24 protein-coding genes are annotated in these 25268 nt (G+C 41.7%); 1 reads left to right on the forward strand and 23 read right to left on the reverse strand.

Features of this window, described 5'->3' with window-relative positions:
* Positions 1 to 16: 16 nt before the first annotated feature.
* The 3 genes from M1F56_RS05060 to M1F56_RS05070 all read right to left on the reverse strand — a co-directional run bounded on the left by M1F56_RS05060 (position 17) and on the right by M1F56_RS05070 (position 3916).
* A complete protein-coding gene (locus M1F56_RS05060) occupies positions 17 to 814 on the reverse strand; it encodes a Nif3-like dinuclear metal center hexameric protein (protein ID WP_000881177.1) in 798 nt (265 codons plus the stop codon).
* Complete coding sequence (locus M1F56_RS05065) at positions 801 to 1478, reverse strand: tRNA (adenine(22)-N(1))-methyltransferase (RefSeq protein WP_033606217.1); 678 nt, start codon at positions 1476 to 1478, stop codon at positions 801 to 803. The genes M1F56_RS05060 and M1F56_RS05065 overlap by 14 nt, the downstream gene beginning before the upstream one ends.
* 101 nt (positions 1479 to 1579) lie before the next feature.
* Positions 1580 to 3916: a cation-translocating P-type ATPase gene (locus M1F56_RS05070; protein WP_247917143.1), complete on the reverse strand. Its 2337-nt coding sequence runs from the start codon at positions 3914 to 3916 to the stop codon at positions 1580 to 1582.
* 133 nt (positions 3917 to 4049) lie between these two features.
* On the opposite strand from M1F56_RS05070, the gene M1F56_RS05075 reads away from it, so the two are divergent.
* Positions 4050 to 4799, forward strand: coding sequence for a lysophospholipid acyltransferase family protein (locus M1F56_RS05075; protein WP_000500180.1), 750 nt, complete (start codon positions 4050 to 4052; stop codon positions 4797 to 4799).
* 42 nt (positions 4800 to 4841) lie between these two features.
* Here the strand turns inward: M1F56_RS05075 and M1F56_RS05080 are convergent, their stop codons facing one another.
* From M1F56_RS05080 to M1F56_RS05175, 20 genes are all read right to left on the reverse strand, one after another.
* Positions 4842 to 5534, reverse strand: a complete 693-nt coding sequence (locus M1F56_RS05080; protein ID WP_247917054.1) for an alpha/beta hydrolase-fold protein — start codon at positions 5532 to 5534, stop codon at positions 4842 to 4844.
* The gene (locus tag M1F56_RS05085; RefSeq protein ID WP_009730423.1) at positions 5515 to 6525 is read right to left on the reverse strand and encodes an ABC transporter substrate-binding protein; all 1011 of its coding nucleotides are present in this window, start codon (positions 6523 to 6525) and stop codon (positions 5515 to 5517) included. Before M1F56_RS05085 ends, M1F56_RS05080 begins: the two co-directional genes overlap by 20 nt.
* A 19-nt stretch (positions 6526 to 6544) precedes the next feature.
* Complete coding sequence (locus M1F56_RS05090; protein ID WP_000364118.1) at positions 6545 to 7300, reverse strand: ABC transporter ATP-binding protein; 756 nt, start codon at positions 7298 to 7300, stop codon at positions 6545 to 6547.
* A gap of 1 nt (position 7301) precedes the next feature.
* The gene (locus M1F56_RS05095) at positions 7302 to 8348 is read right to left on the reverse strand and encodes a FecCD family ABC transporter permease (RefSeq protein ID WP_247917055.1); all 1047 of its coding nucleotides are present in this window, start codon (positions 8346 to 8348) and stop codon (positions 7302 to 7304) included.
* 231 nt (positions 8349 to 8579) lie between these two features.
* A complete protein-coding gene (locus tag M1F56_RS05100; protein ID WP_096422585.1) occupies positions 8580 to 9191 on the reverse strand; it encodes a CadD family cadmium resistance transporter in 612 nt (203 codons plus the stop codon).
* Between the two features lie 835 nt (positions 9192 to 10026).
* Positions 10027 to 10296 carry a 30S ribosomal protein S15 gene (rpsO, locus tag M1F56_RS05105; RefSeq protein WP_001018251.1) on the reverse strand — a complete coding sequence of 90 codons (270 nt, stop codon included), beginning with the start codon at positions 10294 to 10296 and terminating at the stop codon, positions 10027 to 10029.
* 291 nt (positions 10297 to 10587) lie between these two features.
* Complete coding sequence (locus M1F56_RS05110) at positions 10588 to 11280, reverse strand: phosphoglycerate mutase (protein ID WP_000240130.1); 693 nt, start codon at positions 11278 to 11280, stop codon at positions 10588 to 10590.
* Positions 11281 to 11468: 188 nt separating this feature from the next.
* Positions 11469 to 11849, reverse strand: coding sequence for a hypothetical protein (locus M1F56_RS05115; RefSeq protein ID WP_000856374.1), 381 nt, complete (start codon positions 11847 to 11849; stop codon positions 11469 to 11471).
* A 327-nt stretch (positions 11850 to 12176) separates the two neighbouring features.
* Positions 12177 to 14969, reverse strand: coding sequence for an isoleucine--tRNA ligase (gene ileS, locus M1F56_RS05120; RefSeq protein ID WP_247917056.1), 2793 nt, complete (start codon positions 14967 to 14969; stop codon positions 12177 to 12179).
* A gap of 250 nt (positions 14970 to 15219) precedes the next feature.
* Positions 15220 to 16014, reverse strand: coding sequence for a DivIVA domain-containing protein (locus tag M1F56_RS05125; RefSeq protein WP_247917057.1), 795 nt, complete (start codon positions 16012 to 16014; stop codon positions 15220 to 15222).
* Between the two features lie 8 nt (positions 16015 to 16022).
* Entirely contained in the window at positions 16023 to 16814 is a 792-nt protein-coding gene (locus tag M1F56_RS05130; protein ID WP_000217811.1) for an RNA-binding protein, read from the reverse strand.
* Positions 16811 to 17071, reverse strand: coding sequence for a YggT family protein (locus M1F56_RS05135; protein WP_000576499.1), 261 nt, complete (start codon positions 17069 to 17071; stop codon positions 16811 to 16813). The genes M1F56_RS05130 and M1F56_RS05135 overlap by 4 nt, the downstream gene beginning before the upstream one ends.
* Positions 17071 to 17601 carry a cell division protein SepF gene (locus tag M1F56_RS05140; RefSeq protein ID WP_000053369.1) on the reverse strand — a complete coding sequence of 177 codons (531 nt, stop codon included), beginning with the start codon at positions 17599 to 17601 and terminating at the stop codon, positions 17071 to 17073. The genes M1F56_RS05135 and M1F56_RS05140 overlap by 1 nt, the downstream gene beginning before the upstream one ends.
* 9 nt (positions 17602 to 17610) lie before the next feature.
* Positions 17611 to 18282 (reverse strand): YggS family pyridoxal phosphate-dependent enzyme, encoded by a 672-nt coding sequence (locus M1F56_RS05145; protein ID WP_247917058.1) that lies wholly within the window; start codon positions 18280 to 18282, stop codon positions 17611 to 17613.
* Between the two features lie 3 nt (positions 18283 to 18285).
* Positions 18286 to 19542 carry a cell division protein FtsZ gene (gene ftsZ / locus M1F56_RS05150; protein ID WP_000144258.1) on the reverse strand — a complete coding sequence of 419 codons (1257 nt, stop codon included), beginning with the start codon at positions 19540 to 19542 and terminating at the stop codon, positions 18286 to 18288.
* 16 nt (positions 19543 to 19558) lie between these two features.
* The gene (gene ftsA / locus M1F56_RS05155; RefSeq protein ID WP_000196340.1) at positions 19559 to 20929 is read right to left on the reverse strand and encodes a cell division protein FtsA; all 1371 of its coding nucleotides are present in this window, start codon (positions 20927 to 20929) and stop codon (positions 19559 to 19561) included.
* 231 nt (positions 20930 to 21160) lie between these two features.
* The gene (locus M1F56_RS05160) at positions 21161 to 21865 is read right to left on the reverse strand and encodes a YwaF family protein (RefSeq protein ID WP_084938979.1); all 705 of its coding nucleotides are present in this window, start codon (positions 21863 to 21865) and stop codon (positions 21161 to 21163) included.
* Between the two features lie 204 nt (positions 21866 to 22069).
* A complete protein-coding gene (locus M1F56_RS05165) occupies positions 22070 to 22681 on the reverse strand; it encodes an NUDIX hydrolase N-terminal domain-containing protein (RefSeq protein ID WP_247917059.1) in 612 nt (203 codons plus the stop codon).
* Positions 22668 to 24041, reverse strand: a complete 1374-nt coding sequence (locus M1F56_RS05170; protein WP_247917060.1) for a UDP-N-acetylmuramoyl-tripeptide--D-alanyl-D-alanine ligase — start codon at positions 24039 to 24041, stop codon at positions 22668 to 22670. The genes M1F56_RS05165 and M1F56_RS05170 overlap by 14 nt, the downstream gene beginning before the upstream one ends.
* Before the next feature lie 84 nt (positions 24042 to 24125).
* Positions 24126 to 25169, reverse strand: coding sequence for a D-alanine--D-alanine ligase (locus M1F56_RS05175; RefSeq protein WP_247917061.1), 1044 nt, complete (start codon positions 25167 to 25169; stop codon positions 24126 to 24128).
* Positions 25170 to 25268 lie beyond the last annotated feature (99 nt).

A 25268-nucleotide genomic window follows, 5' to 3' on the forward strand; every position in this document is an offset into this window, starting at 1 on the left:
TGTCTTCACCTTCTAACTAAATATGGTGGAAAGGATTGGTCGATGCCTGACTAGGCAAGATATCAATAGACCAGCTATTTTCTGCCTTCCATTGAGTAAGAAGTGCTGCGATTTTTTCCACAAAAAGCACTTCGATATAATGTCCTGGATCCAATGCCAGCAAGCCATCAGACAACATATCCTGAGCAGTGTGGTAGTAGATATCACCAGTGATGTAGACATCTGCCCCCTTAGCTAAGGCATCCTTATAGAATGACTGCCCGCTACCACCACAGATGGCCACTCTTGAAATAGGCCTCTGCAAATCACTCTCTTGATAATGCACCATTCGAAGACTATCTAGACCAAAGACTTGCTTGACATGCTGGGCCAATTCCCCAAATGTCTGAGTTTGAATATTTCCAATCCGCCCAATCCCACGTTCTGGGCCTGTTTCCTGCAGATAAGTCGTTTCCTCAATGCCTAGTATCTGGCAAAACCAATCATTTAGCCCGTTCTCAACAATATCAATATTGGTATGGCTGACATAAACTGCGATGTCATGCTTGATCAGGTCGATGTAAATCTGATTTTGTGGACGGCTGGCTACCAAATCCTTAATCGGACGGAAAATTGGCGCGTGCTTAACGATAATCAAATCCACACCCTTTTCAATAGCCTCTGCCACCGTCTCTTCTCGAATATCGAGAGCAGCCATGACACTTTGGATATCCTTGTCCAAAGTGCCAATTTGCAGGCCACGACTGTCTCCCTCCATAGAAAATTCCTGGGGACAAAAGGCTTCATAAGCCCTGATTACTTCACTTGCTAACATGGAGCACCTCCTTGATGGCTTGAATTTTATCTACTAGAACTTGACGTCCCTCCAGATTTTTTTCTGGAATTTGATCAAGAGCAAATTCTAACTTAGCAGCTTCTTTTTGCCATTTTTGGACAAAGACTTGACTGACTTCTTTGGACAAGAAGGGACCAAAGCGAACATCACTGGCTGATAGCTTCATTTGTCCCGCTTCCACAACTAGAATTTCATAGAACTTGCCAGCTTCTTCTAGGATGCTTTCTGCTACAATCTGAAAACCGTTACCCTGTAGCCAGATGCGCAAGTCGTCTTCACGATTATTGGGTTGGAGGATCAAACGCTCTACATTAGCTAGCTTGTCCAAGCCTTCTTGCAATATGGTCGCAATCAAACGGCCACCCATACCAGCAATGGTGATAACCGACACTTGGTCTGCCTCTTCAAAGGCTGCCAAGCCATTGGCTAAACGGACTTGGATTTTCTCCTTTAGACAGTGAGCCTCAACGTTTTTCACCGCTGACTGGTAGGGGCCTTCCACCACCTCACCTGCAATGGCGCTTTTGATTTGGCCTCTCTCAACTAACTCGATTGGCAGATAAGCATGGTCACTCCCCACATCTAGTAACACAGCACCTTGTGGCACAAAGGAAGCTACCAATTCTAATCTCTTTGAAATCATCTTCTCTCACTTTCCAAAACTCTATTACCTCTTATTATACCACATTTCAGCTAGCAATCTTGCACCTAAAAAGACCGCAATCCACAGATTGCAGTCTTTCTTTATTTTCTCGCTTGGTAACGACTAGTCAAGATGAAAATCACGGTAAAGACCAACATCATGGCCCCATAAACAGGCAGTGTTTGTCCTGTTAAGGTCGAAATTTCAAGCAACTTTTGGATCATTGGGAAAAGAGCTGTGGCTAGGAAGCCTCCTACTGACCAGACAATCAAGAGGACACGCCAGAGGGTGAATGGCATGCAGGCTCTAAATACGGATAAGAAACCGATAGACCCAAGGAGATAATAGAGTAGGGTTGAGATTTCTAACTCAGACCAACCTTGACTAGCTCCAAAAATTTTCACAAAAAGAACGCTGAACACGACCATGAGGGCACTTGGTAGGGCGCGAAGTATGGATTTTCTGAGGAAGTTTGGTTCAACAGGCTTGATATTTCGCTCAAAAGTCAGAACGAATGGTGGGAAACCTTCCACAAACTGGTCGATCATGGTAATCTGGATTGGAATGAAGGGGAAAATCAAGATCCACTCAGACCGTCCCAGAAGAACACTGGCAATACAGATGACTGCTAACAGGAAGGAATAGATCGTTTTAATCAAGAAGATCGGTGCGATATGGGCGATGTTATTGACCACCCGACGGCCTTCAAAGAGAATCTCAGGAACATCATTAAAGTCTGAGTTCAAGAGAACCAGATTGGCAATCTGACGAGTCGCCGGATCTCCCTCCGCCATTACAATCGAACAATCCGCCTCACGAAGAGCTAGGATGTCATTGACTCCGTCCCCTGTCATTGCCGTTGTATGCCCTGCTTTTTTCAGCGTTTGGATGATGAGTTTCTTTTGATGAGGGGAGACACGTCCAAAAATAGCTGTCTCTTCAGCCATGGCAATCAATTCCTCATCCGTGATTTTTGAACAATCTACATAGCTGTGATAGTCTGCAAAGTCAGCTTTCTGAGCAATGCTGGATACAGTGACCGGATTGTCACCAGATATAATCTTGAGGCCCACTTTCTGAGAACGGAGATAGTCTAGCGTTTCAGTGGCTCCTTCTCGAATAGGGTCCAAGATTTCCAGCAAGGCTAGAGCCTGAATATCAGACGGTTTCTGTGTTTTGTGGTGGTCTAGTTTTTCCTGACTGAGGGCTAAAACCAAGACTCGTGACCCTCTCTCCAAAGCCTCTCTGGCTTCTGGTACTTCAGAGTCCAACAACATCTCAGGAGCTCCTAAGAAAACTGTCCCTAGCCCTTCTAACTCCATAGCTCCCCACTTACGGTCGCTTGAGAAAGGAAGATTCGAAAGCATAGGATAGGAGACCTGTCCTTGGAAACGCTGGCGAATGGCTTGAGCTGTTGGATTTTTATCCTCACTATGAGCTATGTAGCTGGTCAGAATGTTAGTAATAGCCTCTTCACCATAAGTTTCCGTCAGAGGAAGAACTGCCTCCACCTGCATCTTTCCTTGGGTGATGGTCCCCGTCTTGTCCAGACAGAGCATATCCACGCGCGCCAAGGTCTCGACAGAGTACATCTCCTGCACCAAGACCTTTTTCAAGCCCAGCTTAATCACCGCAGTCAAGAGCGAAGTTATGGTCAAAAGGGCGATTCCCTTGGGCAACATTCCCAAAAGAGCTGTTGACGAATTTACAACGGATGACTTGAGGGGTAGGCCTTTTAACATCAAGGCTTCTAGCAGAAGAGCTAGACCAAAGGGAATGATAATCTTCCCAGTAAAACCAGCTAGCTTGTCTAGCGATTTCATGATACGGGAGTTGATCGGTTTCACTGTCTTAGCTTCCAGCATGAGTTTGGAAGCATAGTTGTCTGCCCCGACATGGTGAACTTTAGCTAAAACAGACCCACTGGCTAAGAAACTTCCAGACAAAAGCAAGGTATCCACTTCTTTTTGCACCAAATCACTCTCACCCGTTAACATGGCTTCATTGACTTCCGCAAAGCCTTCCAAAACCAAGGCATCACTAGGAATCTGCTCTCCTGCAGACAAACGAATGACATCTCCTAACACCAATTCTTCAGGATTCAGAGCCACTTCTTGGCCATCACGAATAGTCTTGACCTTTTCCTTGGTCATGAGATTGAGCTTGTCCACCATGTGTTTGGCCCGTAGCTCGGTCACAATTCCAGAAAAAGCGTTAAAGCAGATAACAGCAAAGAAGACCAAATTGCTCCAAGCCTGCACAAAAGCTAGCGCCAAAGCAATGGCAAAGTTTAACGCGTTAAAAAGTGTAAAAACATTTCGTTGAATGATTTGCCAAGTACTGGTACTGGCCGATGCGGTAAAGTCATTGACCAAACCTTGAGCCTGTCTTTCCTTGACTTCTCTTTGGGTTAATCCCATTATCTTATTTTTATCCATAAATTCTATCATATCATTTTTTCTAGCAGAATTCTAATCCTATCTAAAAACTGTCCACTGATAACTGAAAAAGTTTGCCAGTAGTGTTTCGATAAGGTATAATAATAAAAGCAATACAATCGAAGGAGATCTCATGTTTTATACTTATTTGCGTGGACTAGTCATGCTGATCTTGTGGTCCATTAATGGCAATGCTCACTACCACAATACTGATAAAATCCCTAGCCGAGACGAAAACTATATCCTCGTCGCACCTCACCGTACCTGGTGGGATCCTGTTTACATGGCCTTTGCGACCAAGCCAAAACAGTTCATCTTTATGGCCAAAAAAGAGCTATTTAACAACCGTATCTTTGGCTGGTGGATCCGTATGTGTGGAGCCTTTCCTATCGACCGGGAAAAACCTAACGCCTCCGCCATCAAGTACCCTATCAATGTCCTCAAAAAAAGCGACCGTTCTCTCATCATGTTTCCAAGTGGGAGCCGTCACTCAAATGATGTCAAGGGTGGAGTTGCCTTGATTGCTAAAATGGCCAAGGTCCGTATCATGCCGGTCACCTACACAGGTCCCATGACCTTGAAAGGTTTGGTTAGCCGTGAACGTGTGGATATGAACTTTGGAAATCCTATCGATATCTCAGACATCAAGAAAATGAATGATGAAGGAATCGAAATGGTTGCAGATCGTATCCAAGCAGAATTCCAACGTTTGGATGAAGAAACCAAACAATGGCACAACGATAAAAAACCAAACCCACTCTGGTGGTTTGTCCGCATCCCTGCCCTCATCCTTGCTGTGATTGTTGGTATCCTAACGATTATCTTTACCTTCATCGCAAGCTTTATCTGGAATCCAGATAAGAAGAGAGAGGCTCTTGGTTAAAAAATACAATTATCCCTTGGCTTTTGCCAAGGGATATTTCTTTTATTCGATTTTCCATTTTTGAGCCAACCAGTTGGAAAAGGTTAGGAATCGTTCAACCACTTGCTCATGATGCCCATAGGGATCAAAGACAAACTGACTAGTCGGATAGTGCTTCTGAAGACTAGTATGGATCTGCTCAGCATAGGCTGGTGCTTGAGCCAAGCGATTGGTATGATGAACTCCTTCTGTTTGACCATTCTGTAAATACAGTAAACAATCTAAATTTTTCACCCTTTCTTCCCTGCAATAAGTCGTAAAATCAGGATACCAAAAGGAACCGCAGATAGAGAAGATACAGGAGACCTTATCAAAACGGAAAAGACTGTATACTGCCGCCAAACCACCTAGTGAGTAACCTCCATAGGCAAGGCGATTTTTGTCCAGGCGATAAAGCGCCTGCAACTTTTCTAAAAGACTACCAAATAAATGACCATGATAGGCGTTTGCCTGACCGCCAAAATCTTGAGCTCCATCTCTCAGAGCAGCTGCCTTCCAGGGAGTGTAGTCGTCTAGGCGATTTTTAGAGGTCAAGCCCACTAAAATCACAGATTCTGAAAGGGAGGATAGGAAATCCAAGTTTCCATCATTCAAGAGAATCGCTGGATAGGTTTGATTGGGATCATAAGTCGAAGGAAGGCTGACCTTGACTTGGATCCCTTCCCAATCAAACTCATTATTTATTGATAAAGTCATTGATTTTCTCAAGGGAATCAATCACTGCTGGACCATAGTCCATCAACTCATCGTAAGAAATGGTCATGATTTTTTGATTCTTAATTGCAGGAACGTTTTCTAAAACTTCATTTGCCTTCATCAACTCTACTGCATTGGCATCCAATTTTTTATTGCGGTCGCTGGTCACATAGATAATCAACTCAGGATCCATTGACACGAGATTTTCCAAGGTCAAGCCTGATGTTCCCGTTGCAACGTTGGTATAACCAAGTTGATTCAACAAGCTCTCTTGCAAAGCAGACTTGTAAGCACCGAAGGTTTCGTCATTATAAGCAACCATAATCAAAGCCTTTTTCTTTTCACCTTGGCTTGCTGGGTTTGCTTTCTTAACAGCGTCAATTTTAGCTTGTAATTGGGTTGCGTATTCATTAGCCTTGTCCTGAACATTGAAAATCATTCCAAGATTTTTAACATCTTCTACAATATTTCCCAAATCTTGCTGAATCGTTGAAAGAGAAGCTTTTTGCGTATAGACTGGGATTTTGTTTTCATTCCAAGTGCTAACTGTTCCCAAGGATTTTTCAGAAAACATCATGTTTCGACCCATTACTGCGTCCGGTTCATAAGAAAGGACTGTCTCTTGTGAGACTGTTTTTTTATCACCGATTTGAGGAATAGTCGCAATCGCGTCCTTGTATTTGTCCGTCACAGCATTATCAGGGTTAAGCATGCCAGCAATTTTATCCTTCAAGCCTAACTCCAATAAGATTTCAGTGGTTGACAGATTGTTGGTGATAACTTTTTCAGGTGCCTTGTCAAAGACTTGTTCGACTTCATTTCCCTTAGCATCATAGGTCTTGACCGTTAACGGATAAGTCGTCTCTGTGCTGGCTTTTTGACTTGTTTCTGTGCTAGACTGTGTGGTAGTTTTTTCTGTAGTAGTATTTCCACAAGCCGCCATGGTTAGGGTAGCTACTGTTACGAGTAAAATGCTTAGTGTTTTTTTCATCTTGTTTTCCTTTTCATTCTTATAAATAGTGAATCATAGCTTGCTGATCCTCGGTCCAAGTAACCTGACTTTGAACTCCGTATACAGTTTGCAATGACTCAGGGGTGATGGTCTCTTTTGGAGTCCCTTGGTAAAGGATTTCTCCCTCTTTCATCAGATAGAGATAATCCGAATAGCGACAAGCAAGTTGAATATCATGTAGGACAGCTAGAACATTGATATTGAGATTCTTCACAATGGCCAACAAGTCTAGCTGATACTTGATATCCAGGTGATTGGTTGGTTCGTCCAGGAGCAAGAGAGTCGGTTCTTGCGCTAAGGCGCGGGCTAATAAGACTCGTTGTTTCTCCCCCCCTGACAGAGACGAATAGAGACGAGTTTTCTTCTCAAGCATATCCACCTTGACGAGAGCATCTTGAACGAGGGCATAATCTCTTTCCTTTTCCTTCTGTAAAAAAGAGAGGTGGGGAGTTCTTCCCAGCAAGACGATTTCCTCAACTGTACAATCAAACTGCAATTGATTAAACTGGGTGACAACTGCCATTTGCTTGGCTGTTTCTTTGAGTGACCAATGCTCCAGTGGCTTTCCATCTAGTCTTATCAAGCCTTTGTCCGCCTTTTCCTGACGATAGAGGAGTTTAAGCAGACTGGTTTTTCCACTTCCATTTGGTCCTAGTATCGTGTGAAATTGATGCCCCTCAACCTTAAGAGAAACTCCTTTTAAGATTTTTTTCTCTCCTAGTCCAAAGTGAACATCCTGACAAATCAAGTCCATATCAGGCCCTCACCTCCCTTCGCCTACCTCCAACAATGTAGATAAAGAAGGGAGCACCTACTAAGGCTGTGAAAATACCAATAGGCAACTCAGCATTTGGAATGATGATACGGGAGAGTACATCTGCCCAGACCACAAAGAGGGAACCAAGTATGGTCGCAATAGGAAAAAGCCTCCTGTAATTCGTTCCCACTAACCCTCGAGCTAAGTGAGGAGTAATCAGTCCAACAAATCCAATAATCCCACAAGTAGCCACCAAGACAGCTGTCAGCACAGCCACCACGGTCACGTAAAGATACCAATAGAAGCGTAAGGGAATTCCCAAAGTTAAAGTAGCCTCATCTCCCATCATCATCGCATTAAAAACACGATACTGGGTAGCGAAAAATAGAAATGCCATTCCTACTGCTATAGTTGGCAGGACTAAGTCAGACCAAGTAGTCCCGGCAAGCGAGCCCATAGTCCAAAACTTAATGGTCATCACACTGTCCGCATTAGCGCCAACTGAGATAATAAAGTTGGAAAAAGCCAAAAAGAGAGCATTGACCACCGTTCCTGATAAGATCAGACTAGAAGTCGTCATCCTGCCCTGCATAGAGGCAATGATGAGGACAGCGACTGTTGCCAAAATAGCTCCAAGAAAAGCTCCAAGGCTAATCATCACTTTTAAGCCAAGAATGATGCTCAAAGTTGCCCCTAGAGTTGCACCCGCAGAAATTCCTAAGACATAAGGCTCAGCGATGGGGTTGTTCACTGTGGACTGCATCACACTACCACACATAGAGAGACCAGCCCCTACTATCAGACCTAACAATACTCGGGGGAATCTCATGTTCCATACAATGGCAAGAGTGGACTTGGAAACCTCTCCTATCTCAAGAGGAAATCCTAACCTGCTCAAAATAATCCGATAGGTATCTCCTAGATCAATCGCAACAGATCCCATTGAAACTGCTAGAAAGAGAGAAATCCCTAAAATACCTAGCAAAATAACTAAAAGTAACACAAATTGCAAATCTTGTCGGCTTCCAGAAAATTTGGAAAGCATGAAAACCTCCTTAGACAAAATTAAAAATTTAGAAAATTCTCATGAAAAGTATACCATATTTTCAACAATGGAACAAGATGAGAAAAATAAATATAGTTGGTCTTACAGTGCTAATAATCGTAACCGAAGATTATACTTGGGTATATCGAGGTAAAGTGACAACATAAAAAGCCCTCTAAAATTAGAGAGCTGATTTGAACCCGGGCTAAAATCCTAGTGAAACAAAAAAATCTACACGATCAGAAAAGTCTCTATCGTGCCATTTTCATACATGATATATAGTCCAAGTAGAATGAATACTATGGGCACAATGATTCGCTCGTATTTTTCAATTGTCTCGAATATTAACGGAATAGAGGATAACATCCGACTAATCTCGCAAAAGATAATTATGCCGATTACAAACACAAGCAACGCCACGAGGGTCTGTGACCAATCTAACGAAGCAAAATAAGGTATATAGATACCTAAATTATCTCCGCCAGACGCAATTGTCAGCAATGTAACTGTCCAAAACAGTTGATTTGCCTTGCTTTGTTCTAATCTTTCAATAATTTCTTCCTCTTCTTCCTCACCTTCTCCAACAATTGCAAAGCGAATCCCTAAATAGATAGGGATTAAACCAAGCAATCCAACCATCCATTCTTCAGGCACGAAATTAACGACATAAGCAGCAACTAAACTCGCCCCTACAAGTAAGCCTGTGCCTAGATATTGCCCCGCATAAATATGCCATTTCTGTTTATTCTGTGATAGCTGTGCAAATAAAATAATTAAAATAATTAAATAATCGATACTGGTGGAAATATAAACACCAATAGCAGATAGGATTGTCTGTCCCATAAAAACCTCCTGTATTAGTCAGTAATAAATCAGCAGATTTTAGGAGAGCACAGACACATTAATTTAGCTATCGCTAGTGGGTAATGTCGAACGTAGGAAAGCATTTTACTCCTCCTCAAAACGTAGTTACAAAGTAATTTCTAACTGGAATTCGGTGACTACTTCCATGTAAAGTATAACATACTATACTTTACTTCGTAAAGTGTGGGCTCTCCGAGGGGGCTTGCAGACAGTTACTCGGCTTGAAAAGCCGAGTAACTGCGCACCTTCATGGTGTCATTAGCTGATACCATTTGAGGTTTTTGTAGTCTCCAAAATTGTGACCGATAAAACCCTACTTCAGATACTACATATGTTCCTGTCAGTTTTTGTAGTCTCCAAAATTGTGACCGATAAAACCGGGTGACTTGGACGCTCTGAAGCGAACAGGTTTTTGTAGTCTCCAAAATTGTGACCGATAAAACGGTGAAGGCGCTGCTGTACGTACTGCTGAGGTTTTTGTAGTCTCCAAAATTGTGACCGATAAAACCTCAATAAAAAAGCCCTCTGATAACAGAGAGCTGATTTGAACTAGAGCCAGAATCCTAGTGAAACAAAAAATCTCCCCAAAGGGAGATGATTTGGTTTATTTTACCTTACAGTGCTAGAAACCGTAACCGAAGATAATACTTTAGTATATCGAGGTAGGGTGACAAAAGTAAAAAAGCTCTCTGAATATCAGAGAGCTCAAGTCTTGCTGGATAAAATGTTTATAGACTAGGCGACGAGGCGAAGATTGTACTAATGGTACATCGAGCTGAAGCCAACGAAGTATAGAAACGTTTTAGACGCAAGATTAGCGACGAAGTCCAAGAGAGTTGATTAACTCACGGTAACGGTTAACGTCGTTTTTACGCAAGTATGCAAGCAAGTTACGACGGCGACCGATTTTCTTCATCAATCCACGGTAAGTAGCGTGGTCTTTTTTGTGTTGTTTGATGTGTTCGTTAAGGTGGTTGATTTCCCAAGTAAGGACAGCAACTTGAACCTCTACTGAACCTGTATCGCCTTCGTGACGTGCATATTGTGCGATGATTTCATTTTTTTTCTCTTTTGAGATTGCCATGATGTTTCTCCTTTTTATTTGGCTTCATCCGAGTGGCAGGTTGGCATGCCTGCAACCAAGAAGAAGTTATTTGTCTTTACGACAGTTCTTATTCTACCAAGAAGCAGATACTTTGTCAACTGATTTACTTTTTAAAAACTTGACTTACTCTACTGATTTCAGAACTTCGAGCATATCCACCTTTCTTACAATCAAGTCACTCTTTACTATCATTATAACGCTTTTTCAACTAGTTGAAAACTAGAAGAAAACACAAAAAAGCCTAGGAATCCTAGGCTTTCTGTTTATAAATTATTTTCCAAGGTAGTATTCAGAAACGACGTTCAATTTTTCGTCAAATTCGAATACCAATGGTGGGAAGTTAGGGATTTCCACGTCCATGATTTCGTCGTCTGACAAGCGTTTGATGTGTTTTACAAGGGCACGGATTGAGTTACCGTGAGCTCCTACGAATACGTTTTTACCATCTTTAAGTGCTGGAGCGATTTTATCTTCCCAGAATGGAAGGGCACGTTCCAAAGTCACTTTCAAGTTTTCAGCATCTGGGATAACTGAGTCGTCAAGTGAAGCGTAACGACGGTCAGTGTGTGCTGAATGCTCATCATCACGATCCATGTTTGGAGGCAATACATCGTATGAACGACGCCAGATGTGAACTTGCTCATCACCAAATTGTTCCGCAGCTTCAGCTTTGTTTTTACCAGTCAAACCACCGTAGTGACGTTCGTTCAAACGCCATGATTTTTCAACTGGAACCCACAATTGGTCAGAAGCTTCAAGAGCCAAGTTTGTTGTTTTGATTGCACGTTTCAATACTGAAGTGTAAGCTTGGTCAAATTCGATACCAGCTTCTTTGATCAATTTACCAGCGTCAATCGCTTGTTGTGTACCTTTTTCAGACAAATCAACATCAGCCCAACCAGTGAAAAGGTTAGCTTTGTTCCATTCAGACTCACCGTGGCGAGCAAAAACCAATTTTACCATTAGATGGATTCTCCTTTTATTTTTCGAGGTTTCCCTCGTTTATCTATTCTATTTTACACAATTTTTCACAAAAAAGCTAGTTAAAATCAACTAAAAAGAGAAGAGCTTATCAGTCTTCTCTTTATCACACTATCATAATTGTTCTCGATAGACGATGAAATAGTCCCCAAAAAATAATTGGAAAACTACTACTCTTCAATTACAAATTTTTTCAATGTTCCAAAGTAAAGTGAACCACCAATAATGGTTAGAATTCCACCTACCCATCCCAAAAATGGAATCAAGCCGACCGCACCACCTACAATGAGCAAAACAGAAGGTGCATTCGTAACACGTTCATCATCTTTATAATAAACAATAGCCACAATTCCCAATACTAAAACAGCAATTTTAACCAATGACAAAATAATTGAGAGCCCTGTCAATGTCCCAACCGTTACATCTGCGTCTTCAGTTGCCGCAGCAGCTCCAACAGCCATGATAAACATGATAACTGGCGCTAAAAGCAATATAATTCCTGAAATAAGACCAAAAATAGCGTTAACACGAGCAAGTGTATTTGTTTTCATAATAATCTCCTTAAAATTTTTATAGGTATTATTCTATCATAATTTATCTAAAAATTAAACAATCTTATAAAATTTTATAATAAATATTGATTTTCAAAAAATAATTTTAAGTTCTATAGTCTCTTTATAATTAGTAGAAATATAAAATTATGAGAAAACTGAATAGTTGATTATGTTAATTATCTACACGGACAGGCCAGGAAGAACTTCATTTGAAGAAATGGACTAGTAAATTTTCCCATGATAAAACGCATAATATCAAAGCACTTGAACTCTTGATATTATGCGTTTTTTATGATTTTAGCGACCTTTCTCAGTCTATTCTGATTATTTCGCTTCAAATCCTTCTGCGACTGCATCTGCAAAGTTTTCTTCTACGATACTTGCACAGTGGTCACAGATAACTGCATTGTAGCTACGTTCAGCAGTAGTTGGATCGATACGACGGCAGCGGTCACATACTTCACCTGCAGCGCGTTCAACTGTGAAGGCTACATCCTCAAAGCTAACTGCGCCTTCTGGAGCTGGTCCTTCTGCAATAGTCAATTCTGACACGATCAAAAGTTGAGCTACATTGCTATCCAATGCTCCAAGAAGAGTTTTCACCACTTCATTTGGATAAACTGTCAAGTGGGCTTCAAGTGATTTACCGATTACTTTTGCATTACGAGCTGCTTCCAAGGCTTTTTGAGCCTGTCCACGGAAGTCCATGAAGGCTACCCATGTATCCAAGATTTCTTCTTGGTTGGCAAAAGTTTCAGCTTCTGGTAATTCTGACAATTGAACGAATTCCTCTGCTTCAAACTCAAGATATGACCAGATTTCTTCTGCAGTGTGAGGCAGAATTGGTGTCAAGAGTTTGGTGATTTTCACAAGAATGTCATAGAAGACTGTTTGCATTTGACGGCGTTCGAGTGATTTGGCACCTTCGATGTAGACAACGTCTTTGGCGAAGTCAAGGTAGAAGGCAGACAAGTCAACGTTGATAAAGTTCACCAAGGCCTTGTAGATGGTTAAGAATTCAAAGTCAGCATAAGCATCACGAATGGTCTTCACAAGCTGGTTAAAGCGAATGGTCATGTACTTGTCAACAGAACGAAGCTCATCGTAAGCCACTGCGTCTTGAGCTGGGTTAAAGTCAGATGTATTGGCAATCAAGAAGCGAAGTGTGTTACGGATCTTACGGTAAGTTTCAGAGACTTGACTCAAGATATCCATAGAGATACGCACGTCGTTGCTTGAGTCAACACTTGTCACCCAGAGACGCAAGATTTCCGCACCAAATTGTTTTTCAACATCACTTGGAGCAATGGTATTCCCAAGAGATTTAGACATCTTTTCACCTTTACCGTCAAGGGCAAATCCTTGTGATAAGATTTGTTTGTATGGCGCTACGCCATGGTTGGCAACAGATGTGATAAGTGATGAGTTGAACCAACCACGGTATTGGTCAGAACCTTCTAGGTAAAGATCTGCTGGGTAATTGAGTTCTGGACGGTTAACCACCACTCCATTCCATGAAGAACCTGAGTCAAACCATACGTCCATGATGTCTGTTTCTTTCTTAAACTCGCCATTTGGTGAACCTGGATGCGTAAATCCTTCTGGCAAGAGGTCTTTGGCATCACGTTCCCACCAGATAATAGACCCGTGTTCCTCAAAGAGTTGAGCCACGTGCTCGATCGTTTCAGCAGTCATGATTGGTGTGCCATCTTCAGCGTAGAAGATAGGAAGTGGAACACCCCAAGCACGTTGACGAGAGATAACCCAGTCGCCACGGTCACGGATCATGTTGTAAAGACGCACTTTACCCCATTCTGAGTGGAATTTCACTTTTTCAATTTCGTCCAAGATTTCTTGGCGGAATTTTGATACAGATGCAAACCATTGTGGCACTGCACGCCAGATGATTGGTTTCTTGGTACGCCAGTCAAATGGGTATGAGTGGGAGATTTCTTCTTGAGCAAGGAGCAAATCACCCAGTTTTTCGATAACAGTTGGTACCACCTTGTCATAGAATTGACCTTCAAAGTCAGAGCCAGCATTGGCCATCATAATACCGCGTTCGTTAACTGTTACAGCAACTTCAAGGCCGTTAGCAACACCGACATTGTAGTCGTCCTCACCAAAACCAGGGGCTGTATGGACGATACCAGTACCAGAGTCAGTCGTAACGTGGTCACCGAGGATCACCAACTCGTCTACAGCTGTATCCCATGGGTGAGCTGTCACAATTTTATTCAATTCTTGACCACGGTAGGTCGCCAAGACCTGAACATCAGCCCAGCCAAATTTCTCAGAAAGACTATTCAGTAATTCTGAAGCAACCACAAACTTACGAGATTCGCCAGCTGGTTGTACCAATACATAATCAATATCTGCTCCAACTGTCAAACCACGAGATGCTGTGATAGTAAATGGTGTAGTTGTCCATACGACGATATAAGTATCTGTATCGAGCACACCTTTTCCGTCTTTGACGCGGTTAGCATAGTAAAGGGAAGTTGAAAGCAAGTCATGATACTCAATTTCCGCTTCAGCAAGGGCTGACTCAGAAGACCATGACCAGTAAACTGGCTTGGCACCACGGTAGATATAGCCTTTTTTAGCCATCTCACCAAAGACACGGATCTGAGCTGCTTCATAGTCTGGAGTCAAAGTCACATAAGGATTTTCCCAGTCACCAGAAACACCCAAACGTTTAAAGTCTTCACGTTGTTTATCTACTTGAGAAAGAGCATACTCGCGGCAAAGTTTCAAGTACTCAACCAAGTCCATTTCTTTACGTTTCACGCCCTGTTTTGCCAAGACTTGCTCGATTGGCAATCCATGTGTATCCCAACCTGGAATATAAGGGGCGTAAAATCCAGACATAGATTTCGAACGAACAATAATATCTTTAGAAATCTTGTTCATGGCATGTCCAACGTGGATATTTCCGTTTGCATACGGAGGTCCATCATGCAAGGTGAAATGTGGTTTTCCTTGGTTCAATTCTTGACGACGTTGGTAAAGTTTTGCTTCTTCCCATTCTTTTTGCCAAACTGGTTCTTTAGTTGGAAGACCAGCACGCATAGGGAAAGCTGTTTTCCCAAGGTTAAGGGTATCTTTGAGTTTCATGGTATCTCCTTTATAAATATTAACAAATTAAAAACCACGACTTCCAAAAAGGACGAAAATCGTGGTACCACCTTTGTTCGAAAAAAGACAGTGTCTCTTTTCCTCTTTTCCCGTAACGTGGGGAACGTCCAGTCTTACTGTTTTCAGACTGGATTCGTTGAGAGGATAATCTAACGACTAGGGATTGCAGGGCTCACACCATCTCCCGCTCGCTGAAAATATAGTTGGTTAGATCTTGTTCTCACATTTTTTATAGGATAAGAACAGATTCTTTGTTTGCATCTTCCTCAGTTGCTGCAGTAGCTTCTACTTCAACTGACTCTTCATGTTGTTCACTTTCATCTGTATGTTGATTTTGTTGAGCTTCAAACTCAGCCAATTCTTTATTTCCAGCCTCGATACGAGCTTGCAACTCAGCAACCTCTTCTGGTGTGAATTGACGAGTCATATCAATTGGCTCTTCCTCTGGTTGAGAAGGAATAGTTTCACCAAGAACTTCACCCACCACTTCTTTAAAGGCTTCATCGCTTGTTTGAAGATACGTTGCTGTTGGGCGAAGAATGTCTTCCCAATCTGATGACTCAACAATAGCCAATTGACTTTCAATCGTAGACTTGAGGCGTTGATGGAATACACGACTCTTGTTCTTCAACTCTTCTGTCTCAACAGCCACTTTCTTAGCATTATCTGTTGCCTGACGGAGAATTTCATTTGCCTTGTATTTTGCTTCTTCTAGCAAACGCTGAGCGTCTTGTTCAGCTTGTTGAATAATATTGTTCGAACGTTCTTGAGCAGCCTGTTTGACACGCTCCGCAGTATCTTGAGCAATCAAAACTGACTGACTCAAGGAATCTTTCATCTCATCAAAGTAAGACAAACGTTCTTCCAAACTCTTGATGTGTGTCTCTTTGTCGTGATTACTACGAACCAAATCTTCATAGTCACGAACAACGATATCAAGAAATTCATCTACTTCTTCTGGGTCAAAACCTCTAAATCTTGTACCAAAGGTTTTATCTTTAATTTCTAACGATGTAATTGGCATACTTTTCCTCACTTACTTAATAATAATTGAATGCTTAATTTTATCTTGTCTTTTTTTGTCTGTCCATTGTCTTTGACAACTTTTAGACGACCAAACTTTCTCACACTGATCAAATCCCCAACGGCAACCTGGTAATCAGATTTTTCAACCAGATGATAGTTTACCTGGACAGATTTTTTCTCAATTAGTTGACTGGTTTGATTTCTAGATAATTTCAAGGCACTTGATAAGAGGGCATCCAATCGAAAACTCGAAACTAAAATTTCTCGTTCTCTAAAGTCAATTTTAGATATAATCCTATCGGTAAAAGGACGTTCCTCCAGCGATACAGGAAGTCTGCCAATCTTTCTTATTCCATCCTGAAAAAGAGGAATAAAATCACGATTGACAAAAATCTGTGCTCTCTTTTCATCTACCAAGATATCACCAAATAATTTACGGTCAATTCCTAGCTGGTTGATGATTGTTCCCAATATTTTTCCATGGCTCAGCTGTTCAAACTTGCTCGGATAGCAAATTTCTAACAAGGTCATTTCAAAGTCTGATATCTCCGGTTCAAAGTAATCTGGATAGAGAAGAACTCGAACCGACTCCGTCGGAAGAAAATCACCACTACTTTGGCAACCCAGTCCATATGTCCCAGCTAGCACCCTCAAGATCTGTTCCTGATGGGGATTGATAAAAGGAGTAAGCACTGGTGCATATGTATCTTCTACCCGCTTGATCCACTCTAAACCCTTATCAATAAAAGGAATATCATCTTGGGAAAAATGCTGATAAATGGCTCGATTTACTGTCATAGTAATAGCACTAGTCGTGTTAAGATATTTCCAAGAAACTGGATCAGAATCAACGCGGCCCAAACCGTAAAATCAAGACCAGCAAACTGTAAATTGAGCTTACGAAGTGGCTCGATAACTGGACGAGCAAGTCTGATGACTAAGCGACCTAGTTGACTTTCATAGGCATTTGGAAACCATGAAAGAAGAGCAAATGCAACGAGAATGATGGAGTAAATGCTAACTGCATTTTGAATTAAACGGATTAAGAAAATCATTATCTTGCTCTATTTCGTTTAATATCAAAGCCGAACTCGGCACCTTGTGATTCGTCTGGAAGTTTGATATCCTCAATATTCACGATAACGTTGACAGGCGTCAATAGATACATCGTACTCGCAACTTTTTTCATATTTCCAGCCAAGACGTGACGGGCTCCGTCCAAGTAATCAAGGCAGCGGCGCGCTTGTACTTCTGTCATGTATTGAAAATCAATCAAGATGCTTTCATTTCCAGTTAACAAATCAACAATCTCAGTTGCATCCTCATACTTTCTTGGATAACGAACATCAATCGTCACTTTCTCATCTGAGTGATGGTTTTGCTTTGCCAACTCTTGTTGACGAGCATGGAGGCGAGTAATATTCGCATCTTTTACTGATTCTGGCTGAGCAGATGCTGGTAATCCTTTAGAAGATGAGATAGCTGGGCTAACTGTTTCCTCTTGTTGAGTCTGGTAGTTAGTCGTTTCTTCCCCATCTTCTGTAAAATAATCTATAAATTTATCGAATCTATCTTTTAAAGACATAGCTCTCTCCTATTTAAAAAATGCTGTACCGATTCGAACAAAGGTTGAGCCGAACTGAATCGCTTCTTTAAAATCACGACTCATTCCCATACTTAGCTCTGTCATCGGCATATTAGGGATTTGTTTTTCTCTAATTTCTGCTTGCAGAGCCTGCGTATCCTTGAAAATTTCTTTCAATTCATCACTGTCTGCCTCAAAAGGAGCCATGGCCATTAAACCAACATACTCAATCTGATCTAACTTAGCCAATTCTGGCAAAAGTTCTAGCAATTCTTCTTTTGAAAACCCATGCTTACTTTCTTCCCCAGAAATATTAACCTGCAAGAAACACTTGATAACATGATCTGTTCTCTTTTGAATTTCCTGTGCTAACTTTAGGGAGTCTAAAGCATGAAAGTAATCCACATATGGGATTACTTCTTTTACTTTCCGTCTCTGTAGTGTTCCTATTAAATGCCAAGTGACTGGGTAATCTTTCAAGGCCTGATATTTTTCTAAAAATTTATCAACTCGATTTTCACCGATATGATGGATGCCAAGCGGAAGCAAGGCTTCCGCTGTTTGTACATCTACATATTTTGTCACTGCGATTACTGAAACAGCATCTAGATTACGGTTGGCTTTTTGACTAGCATCAGCAATTTGCTGAAAAACTAATTCAGTATTTTTTTTCAAATTCATTGATTAACGATTTTTGAAGAATGGAGGTGTATCCAATTCATCCTCATCTTGTGAAACTGGTGTTTCAAAGCGTTCAACTGGTGAAACAACGGGATCTGTTTGGCGAACAATTGACTCACGGCGCAAGTCCCAATCTCCAAAAGCAGATGCTTGGTTGGTTTCAAAGCGACGTGGACTTGATTTAGGCAGTTCTGCTGTCTCTTCCAAGTCGAATTGACGGTCAAATGTGTGTGCTTGTGGAGTTTTAGTTGATGGTCGACCAACTGGTTGGTTGGTAGCAGACCCGACTACTTTTTCTAGTCGTTCTTGACGAACACCTGTCGCTACAACAGTCACACGGATTTCATCCTTCATGCTTTCGTCGATAGATGTTCCAAGCCAGATGTTTACACCTTTGCCAGCTGCTTGATTGACAATTTCTGAAGCTTCTTCTGCTTCAATCAAAGTTAAATCAAGGCCACCAGTAACGTTGACAATCACATCCTCGGCACCATCGATAGTTGTTTCAAGAAGTGGAGAGTAAATTGCTTTACGAGCTGCTTCAACAACGCGCTCTTCACCACTACCAATACCGATACCCATAAGGGCATTCCCTTTATTTGCCATTACAGTTTTCACGTCAGCAAAGTCAAGGTTAATCAATCCTGGGTTCGTGATCAAGTCAGTAATCCCTTGAACACCTTGGCGAAGAACGTTATCTGCTTCACTAAGAGCTTCAAGAAGCGGTGTTTTCTTGTCAACAATTTCAAGCAAGTTGTTGTTAGAGATAATCAACAAAGTATCAACATGCTCGCGAAGTTCATTGATTCCTTCTACAGCGTACTGACCACGTTTGCTTCCTTCAAATCCGAAAGGACGTGTCACGACACCAACTGTAAGAGCACCAAGATCTTTAGCGATACGTGCAATAACAGGGGCAGCACCTGTACCAGATCCACCACCCATACCAGCAGTGATGAAGACCATGTCTGCACCGCTGATTGCTTCCGTCAAAGCTTCTTCGCTTTCTTCTGCAGCTTTGCGTCCAACTTCTGGACGTCCTCCAGCACCCAAACCACGAGTCAATTTTGGACCAAGTTGGATAACGGTTTCTGCTTTCGTACTGCTAAGGGCTTGTACATCAGTGTTGGCTGCGATAAATTCTACACCAGCAACACCTTCGTCAACCATGCGGTTGATGGCGTTACCACCACCACCACCGACACCAATTACCTTAATAACTGCGCCTTGAGCTGCTGCTGTATCAAATGAAAATGTCATAATTTCTTATCCTCTTTTATTCATCAAACATGCTTCCGATCAAACCACGGAAACGTTCTGTTAGCTTCGGTTTACTTTGAGAACTTGCTTGGAATTCTTCCTTGGGAGCAACTGGAGCTTCCTGTACAGTTTCAACTGGAGTTGTCTGTGTTGGGCTTGGTTGCGCCACAGGATTCAAACGTTGATTTGGAATGCCAAAGTTGATTGGTTTTTGACGAAGGAATTCATCTCCTTTAACTGCTTTTTGAGCAAGAAGATTGACTTCAGTCAATTTACCAGCAAACTCAGATAAACTAATCACGTGAGCAAATGCAGGGTTGCGAATTCCAACCTGATTTGGAACATAGAGTTTTACTCGAACACCAAATACTTCTTGGGCTAATTCAACAACGCCCGGCAAAATTGCATTTCCACCGATAAGGACGATACCTCCTGGCAAATCCAACAAGTGTCTTCTTTCCAACTCTTGTTTGATTTGGTCAAAGATATGTTTGATACGTGCTGAAATAATTTCTGCCAAGTAGCTTTCTGTCACTTCAACAGGTTCTACTTCACCAATTACTTCAACTTGGAAAGTCTCATTACTTGCAAGTGGAACGTAAGCTTCACCATAGTTCAGTTTCAAACTTTCTGCAATCTTTTGAGATGTTTTCAAGACTTTAGAAATGTCTTTTGTAACGTAATCTCCACCTTCTTGGTAGATGTTGGTGAATTGCAATTCTTGGTTGCGGATAGTCGCTACAGTAGTCTGACCTCCACCCATGTCAATGACAGTCGCACCAAATTCACGTTCGCCTTCATTGAGAACGGAGTTCACAATCGCCAAAGGTGAAATAATCACATTATCAACCTGGATACCTACACGTTCGACCGTCTTGCGAAGATTGTGTAGAATCGTACGAGGACCTGTGTAAAGCAGACCACGCATTTCCAAACGGACACCCATCATACCACGAGGATCACGGATTCCTTGGAAACCATCCACGATGAATTCTTCTGGAATAAAGGTAATCACTTCACGATCAGGAGTCATGCTCTTTGTCAAAGCTGATTTAACAACATCTTCAACATCCTGATCTGTGATTTCTTTTGTATCTGATGTTACAGGAATCATTCCTTGTGTTGGTTCGACCTGCAGAAGATTTGCTGGAAGACCAACGTTGACAGACTTGATAGAAATGCCTGCTTTCTCTTCTGCCTGTGTGATCGCGGATTTGATTGCTGAAGCAGCCGCTTCAATATCAACAATAATTCCGTCTTTTACACCTTTACTTTTGGCATTACTAACACCAATTACATTTACTTCGCCATCTCTATGCTCAGCAACTAACACCTTAATGGAGCTAGTTCCGATATCTAAGCCTGTAAAAAAACCATCTCTAGTCATTACATCGCATCCTCTCTATCTTCCAAGTTTCTCACTTCTATTTAATAACTATGTTTGGGCATAGCTATTCAAAGAATATTATAACACAAAAAAACTAATCATGCTTAGTTTTTCGTAAATTTCCTGCATGTTTTTTGAGAAAATATTAGAAAATTTTTCTTCTGGAAAAAGGTTTTGATGTTCTTGTCAACAATTCGATAATATTTATAACCCATCAAAAAAGAAGGTCTTTTAGACCTTCTCTTGAATAAATTCTTCTGATTTTTGCTGTAAAAAAATCTCTAGCAATTTTGCTGTTACGCAAATTGCTATCACGATAACGCTCGAAACAATAAGGTAATTCAAAAGTTGTCCGTGATTTCCAACAAGTGGCGGTCTCGTTAAGAAACCATAATCCCCACTGACAACTAAATTAACAACCCATATCAAAGCGTTCAAGGTGAAGGTAATCACCGCCACATTTTTGAAGTTGAGCAGAGAAGCTTCATAGTTTTTAAACAAGTATAAGAGTGCATTTCCCAAAAGTGCCACATGTCCGATAATGAAGGACAGGATGGTCACGTGTGGAAACGGATAAGGATCAAATAGTGGATAAGTCAGAGCCGCTGTTGCCCCAAAGGTTCCTAGAAGGGCAAAGTATTGCTTGTACTTAGAGGTTCCCGGGATCAGGAGCAAGACAAACATGGCTATACGACAATGATAGAAAGGTAAACTTTCTGACAGGGGCAGATGGTTTCCCCAATACCAGCCATACAGAACAATCAGTTGAACAGATTGAAGAATCTGAATAAATCGTTGGTAAGCCACTTTGTCGCGAAAACGATAAGAAGCGTAGAAAGTAAAGGCCAGTAAACATAACAAACCAATATACCAGTGGAGTTCAAACTGGGGCGGTTCTGATATCTGCGTGGTAAATAATTTATCCCACAAATTCATATTCTATTCCTCATTCATCTAGCTAAGTGAAAATAGAGGATCCACTCTCTCCTAGCTTTCTTTGTTCTCATTTTTATCAGATTTGATTCCAGAACATGTCTTAGAATCTTAAGGTGTTCATTTCTCAACCTATTATATCATTTGTATTGCAGAAATGCACCTTGCAGATGCCCTTTTTTGATTTGTCGACTTCTCTAGCATAAACTAATCGATATATTGGTCTCTTTGTCCTTTATAAACTTTCCAAAGAATCTCCATTTGCTCCTTGGTGATGCGTTTTTCAGATAAGACTGGCAATTGGTCAATGGCAAAAAATTGAAGCTCAGCAATTTCTTGATTCTCTTGAAATTGTCCATCAAGAAGCTTACATTCAAAGACAAACTTTGCATATTGTTTGCTCTGTAGTTGGAAACGATTGGTGTCAAAAACTGCAAGTAACCTTTCAGCTTTTGCTGTAAAGCCGGTTTCTTCTTCAATTTCTTTAAGAATATTTTCGGTTGGAGAGTAGCCGACTTCACCAAAACCACCTGGCAAAGCCCAACTATCCTCCCCTTTTCCTCTAACTAAACAGACTTTTTCATCCTCAACAATCCAAGCACGGACGTCCATCAGAGGAGTTGCATAAACGGAAGTCGGTTTCATGACTTCTGCTACTTCTTCTGCATCGAGGTCTGATCCCTGATTCAACATTTCAGATAACAGGCTTCGCAAGTCCTCGTAACGCTCACGGTCGAAAGGATCTTTTGTAAAGGTTAATCCAGTATCCGTAATGGCTAGCATTCTTTGAAGATACTTAGCAAAATCACTTGCATTCATTTTCTAAACTTTCTACCAACTTGGCTAGATTCATGGAGTTAGAGCCTTTAAGCAAAATTTGGTCATTGGCACCGAGTCTTTCCTTAACTTGCTTGACAAGGTCTTCAAATTGATCTTCGCTCGCAGTTTTCTTAAAGTAGAATACATGACCGATTGGGAACATTTGACTAGCCAGTTGTGCCAATTCGGCAATGTCTTCTCCGTAGAAAATAACGGTATCCAGCACATCTGGCGAGAGGCTCAAAATCATCTGGTTATGGAGTTGAACAGACTGGTCACCAAGTTCCTTCATGTCCGCTAAGACAGCGATTTTCTTGCCCCCTTCATTAGCTGGGATGGCAGAGAATGTCTCCAAAATCAACTTCATAGCAGTTGGATTGGCATTGTAGACATCTGACAGGATATCTGCTCCATTGGCTGCTTTCTTCCACTCAGTACGATTACGGGTCAATTCTAGGTTCTGAAAGGCCTGACGAATCTGTTCCTCTGAAACTCCTTCTTGTAGAGCCACATAAGCAGCAATCATAGCATTGGTGGCATTGTACTTACCTGTCACTGGCAAATCAAGGGCTTGCTCCAAGAAATTGGCCTTAAAGGTCAGACTATCCTTGCGTTCAAGCAAGTCTGTAATTTCCAGCTCTGCTCCTTGTCCAAAACGAACCACCTTTTTATCTGTTGGCAAGTAGTCCTCTACAATAGGGTCAGCTGGCGCCAAAAGCAAAGAACCTGGTGCCATACCGTCTGCAATTTGCATCTTCCCTTTAGCAATCTCTGAACGGTCTTTGAAAAAGGCCAAGTGGGCTTCTCCAACCAAGGTCACGATGGCTGTCTTTGGGTGTGCCAATTCAGACAAGAGATGGATATCTCCTAGGTGATCCTGTCCCATTTCCAAGACCAACTTTTCAGTATCATCTGGCATATGAAGAACTGTGTAAGGAAGACCAATTTCGTTATTGTAATTGCCTTGGGTTTTGTAGGTCTTGTAGGTTGTTGATAGTAAATGCGCCAACATATCCTTGGTCGTTGTCTTACCATTTGAACCCGTAACAGCAAAGACATCAACTGCCGTTTTTTCAAGATAGTAGGCTGCGAGGGTTTGAAAGGCAGTCAACACGTCGTCTACTAGAATGTAGGGATGACCTTCTACTTCCTTCTCAGACAAGGTTACTGCTGCACCATTTTCAAAAGCTGTTTCGATAAAGTCATGACCGTCACGCGCACCTTTAAGTGGCACAAACAAATCTCCCGTCCCAATCAAACGACTGTCAAACTCAGCTTTTTCTAACTGAACGTTCGCAAAAAGACTGACATCATTTTTAGCTCCAACAGCTTGGGCGACTTCATGGATTGTTAGTTTCATTTCTACTCCTTTAAAAAGGGTTGAAGTCCGAGAACTCTAATCACCTACAGTGACGATTCCGGCTTCTACCCCTCTCTTCCATCTTTATAGCAAATGCGCTTCGTGCTTGTTAAAGCTCTCCTTAGCAAGGTCAACCAAACGCTCGATTAGTTCTGGATAGCTGATTCCCATATTGTCCCAAAGTAGTGGGTACATAGACCACTGGGTAAAACCTGGCATGGTATTAAGCTCGTTTAGGAAAACCTCGCCCTTATCTGTATAGAAGAAATCACAACGAGATAGACCAAGGCCACCGATCGCACGGAAGGCAGTTTCTGCATTTTGACGCATAACAGCTACCACATCATCACTGATTCTAGCCGGGATATCCATGGTAATCTTGTTATCGATATATTTGGCATCATAATCATAGAAGGCAACATCCTTGACAACTTCTCCTGGCAAAGTACTCTTAACATCGTAGTTCCCCAAGAGACCAACCTCGATTTCACGAGCATTCACTCCTTGCTCAACCAAGACACGGCTGTCATATTGGAAGGCAAGTTCCAAAGCTTGGCGGAGTTCTTCTTGGTTTTCAGACTTAGAAATACCGACACTTGACCCCATGTTTGATGGTTTTGTGAAGACTGGATAAGTTAATTTTTCTTCAACTTCATCGATTTTAGCAATCACATCATCACCTTCGACGATGGCCACATAAGGAACTTGGGCAATCCCGACAGATTCTAGAACTCGCTTGGTCGTAATTTTATCCATGGCAAGACTTGATGACAAGATATTGCAGCCGACATAAGGCATTTTCAAAACTTCAAGAAATCCTTGAACAGAGCCATCCTCTCCCATTGGGCCATGAAGAACTGGAAAAACCACTGCACCTTCTTCGTAGATGGCACTTGGTGCAACTTTCTTGTCCCAGTCAATAGTCGCATTGGTCATGAGACGATCCTCTTGACCTGGAGTCTGGCTAAATTCTTGCGTTTTGATAAAGTCACCTGACTGGCTGATAAAGAAAGTCTTGACTGTGAAACGGTCGTAGTTGACCGCACGCATGACACTTTCAGCTGACAATACAGACACTTCACGTTCTGCACTGCGTCCGCCGTATAAAAGAATAATCGTTTGTTTCATATTGCTTGTCCTAATTCTAATAGAATACTCGTTCTTTAGTATATCATATTTACTTTTTTTTTAAAAACTTGAAGCTAAAAAAGCCCTCATTTGAGAGCT

It is taken from the genome of Streptococcus oralis (assembly GCF_023109005.1).
Lineage (GTDB): Bacteria > Bacillota > Bacilli > Lactobacillales > Streptococcaceae > Streptococcus > Streptococcus oralis_BU.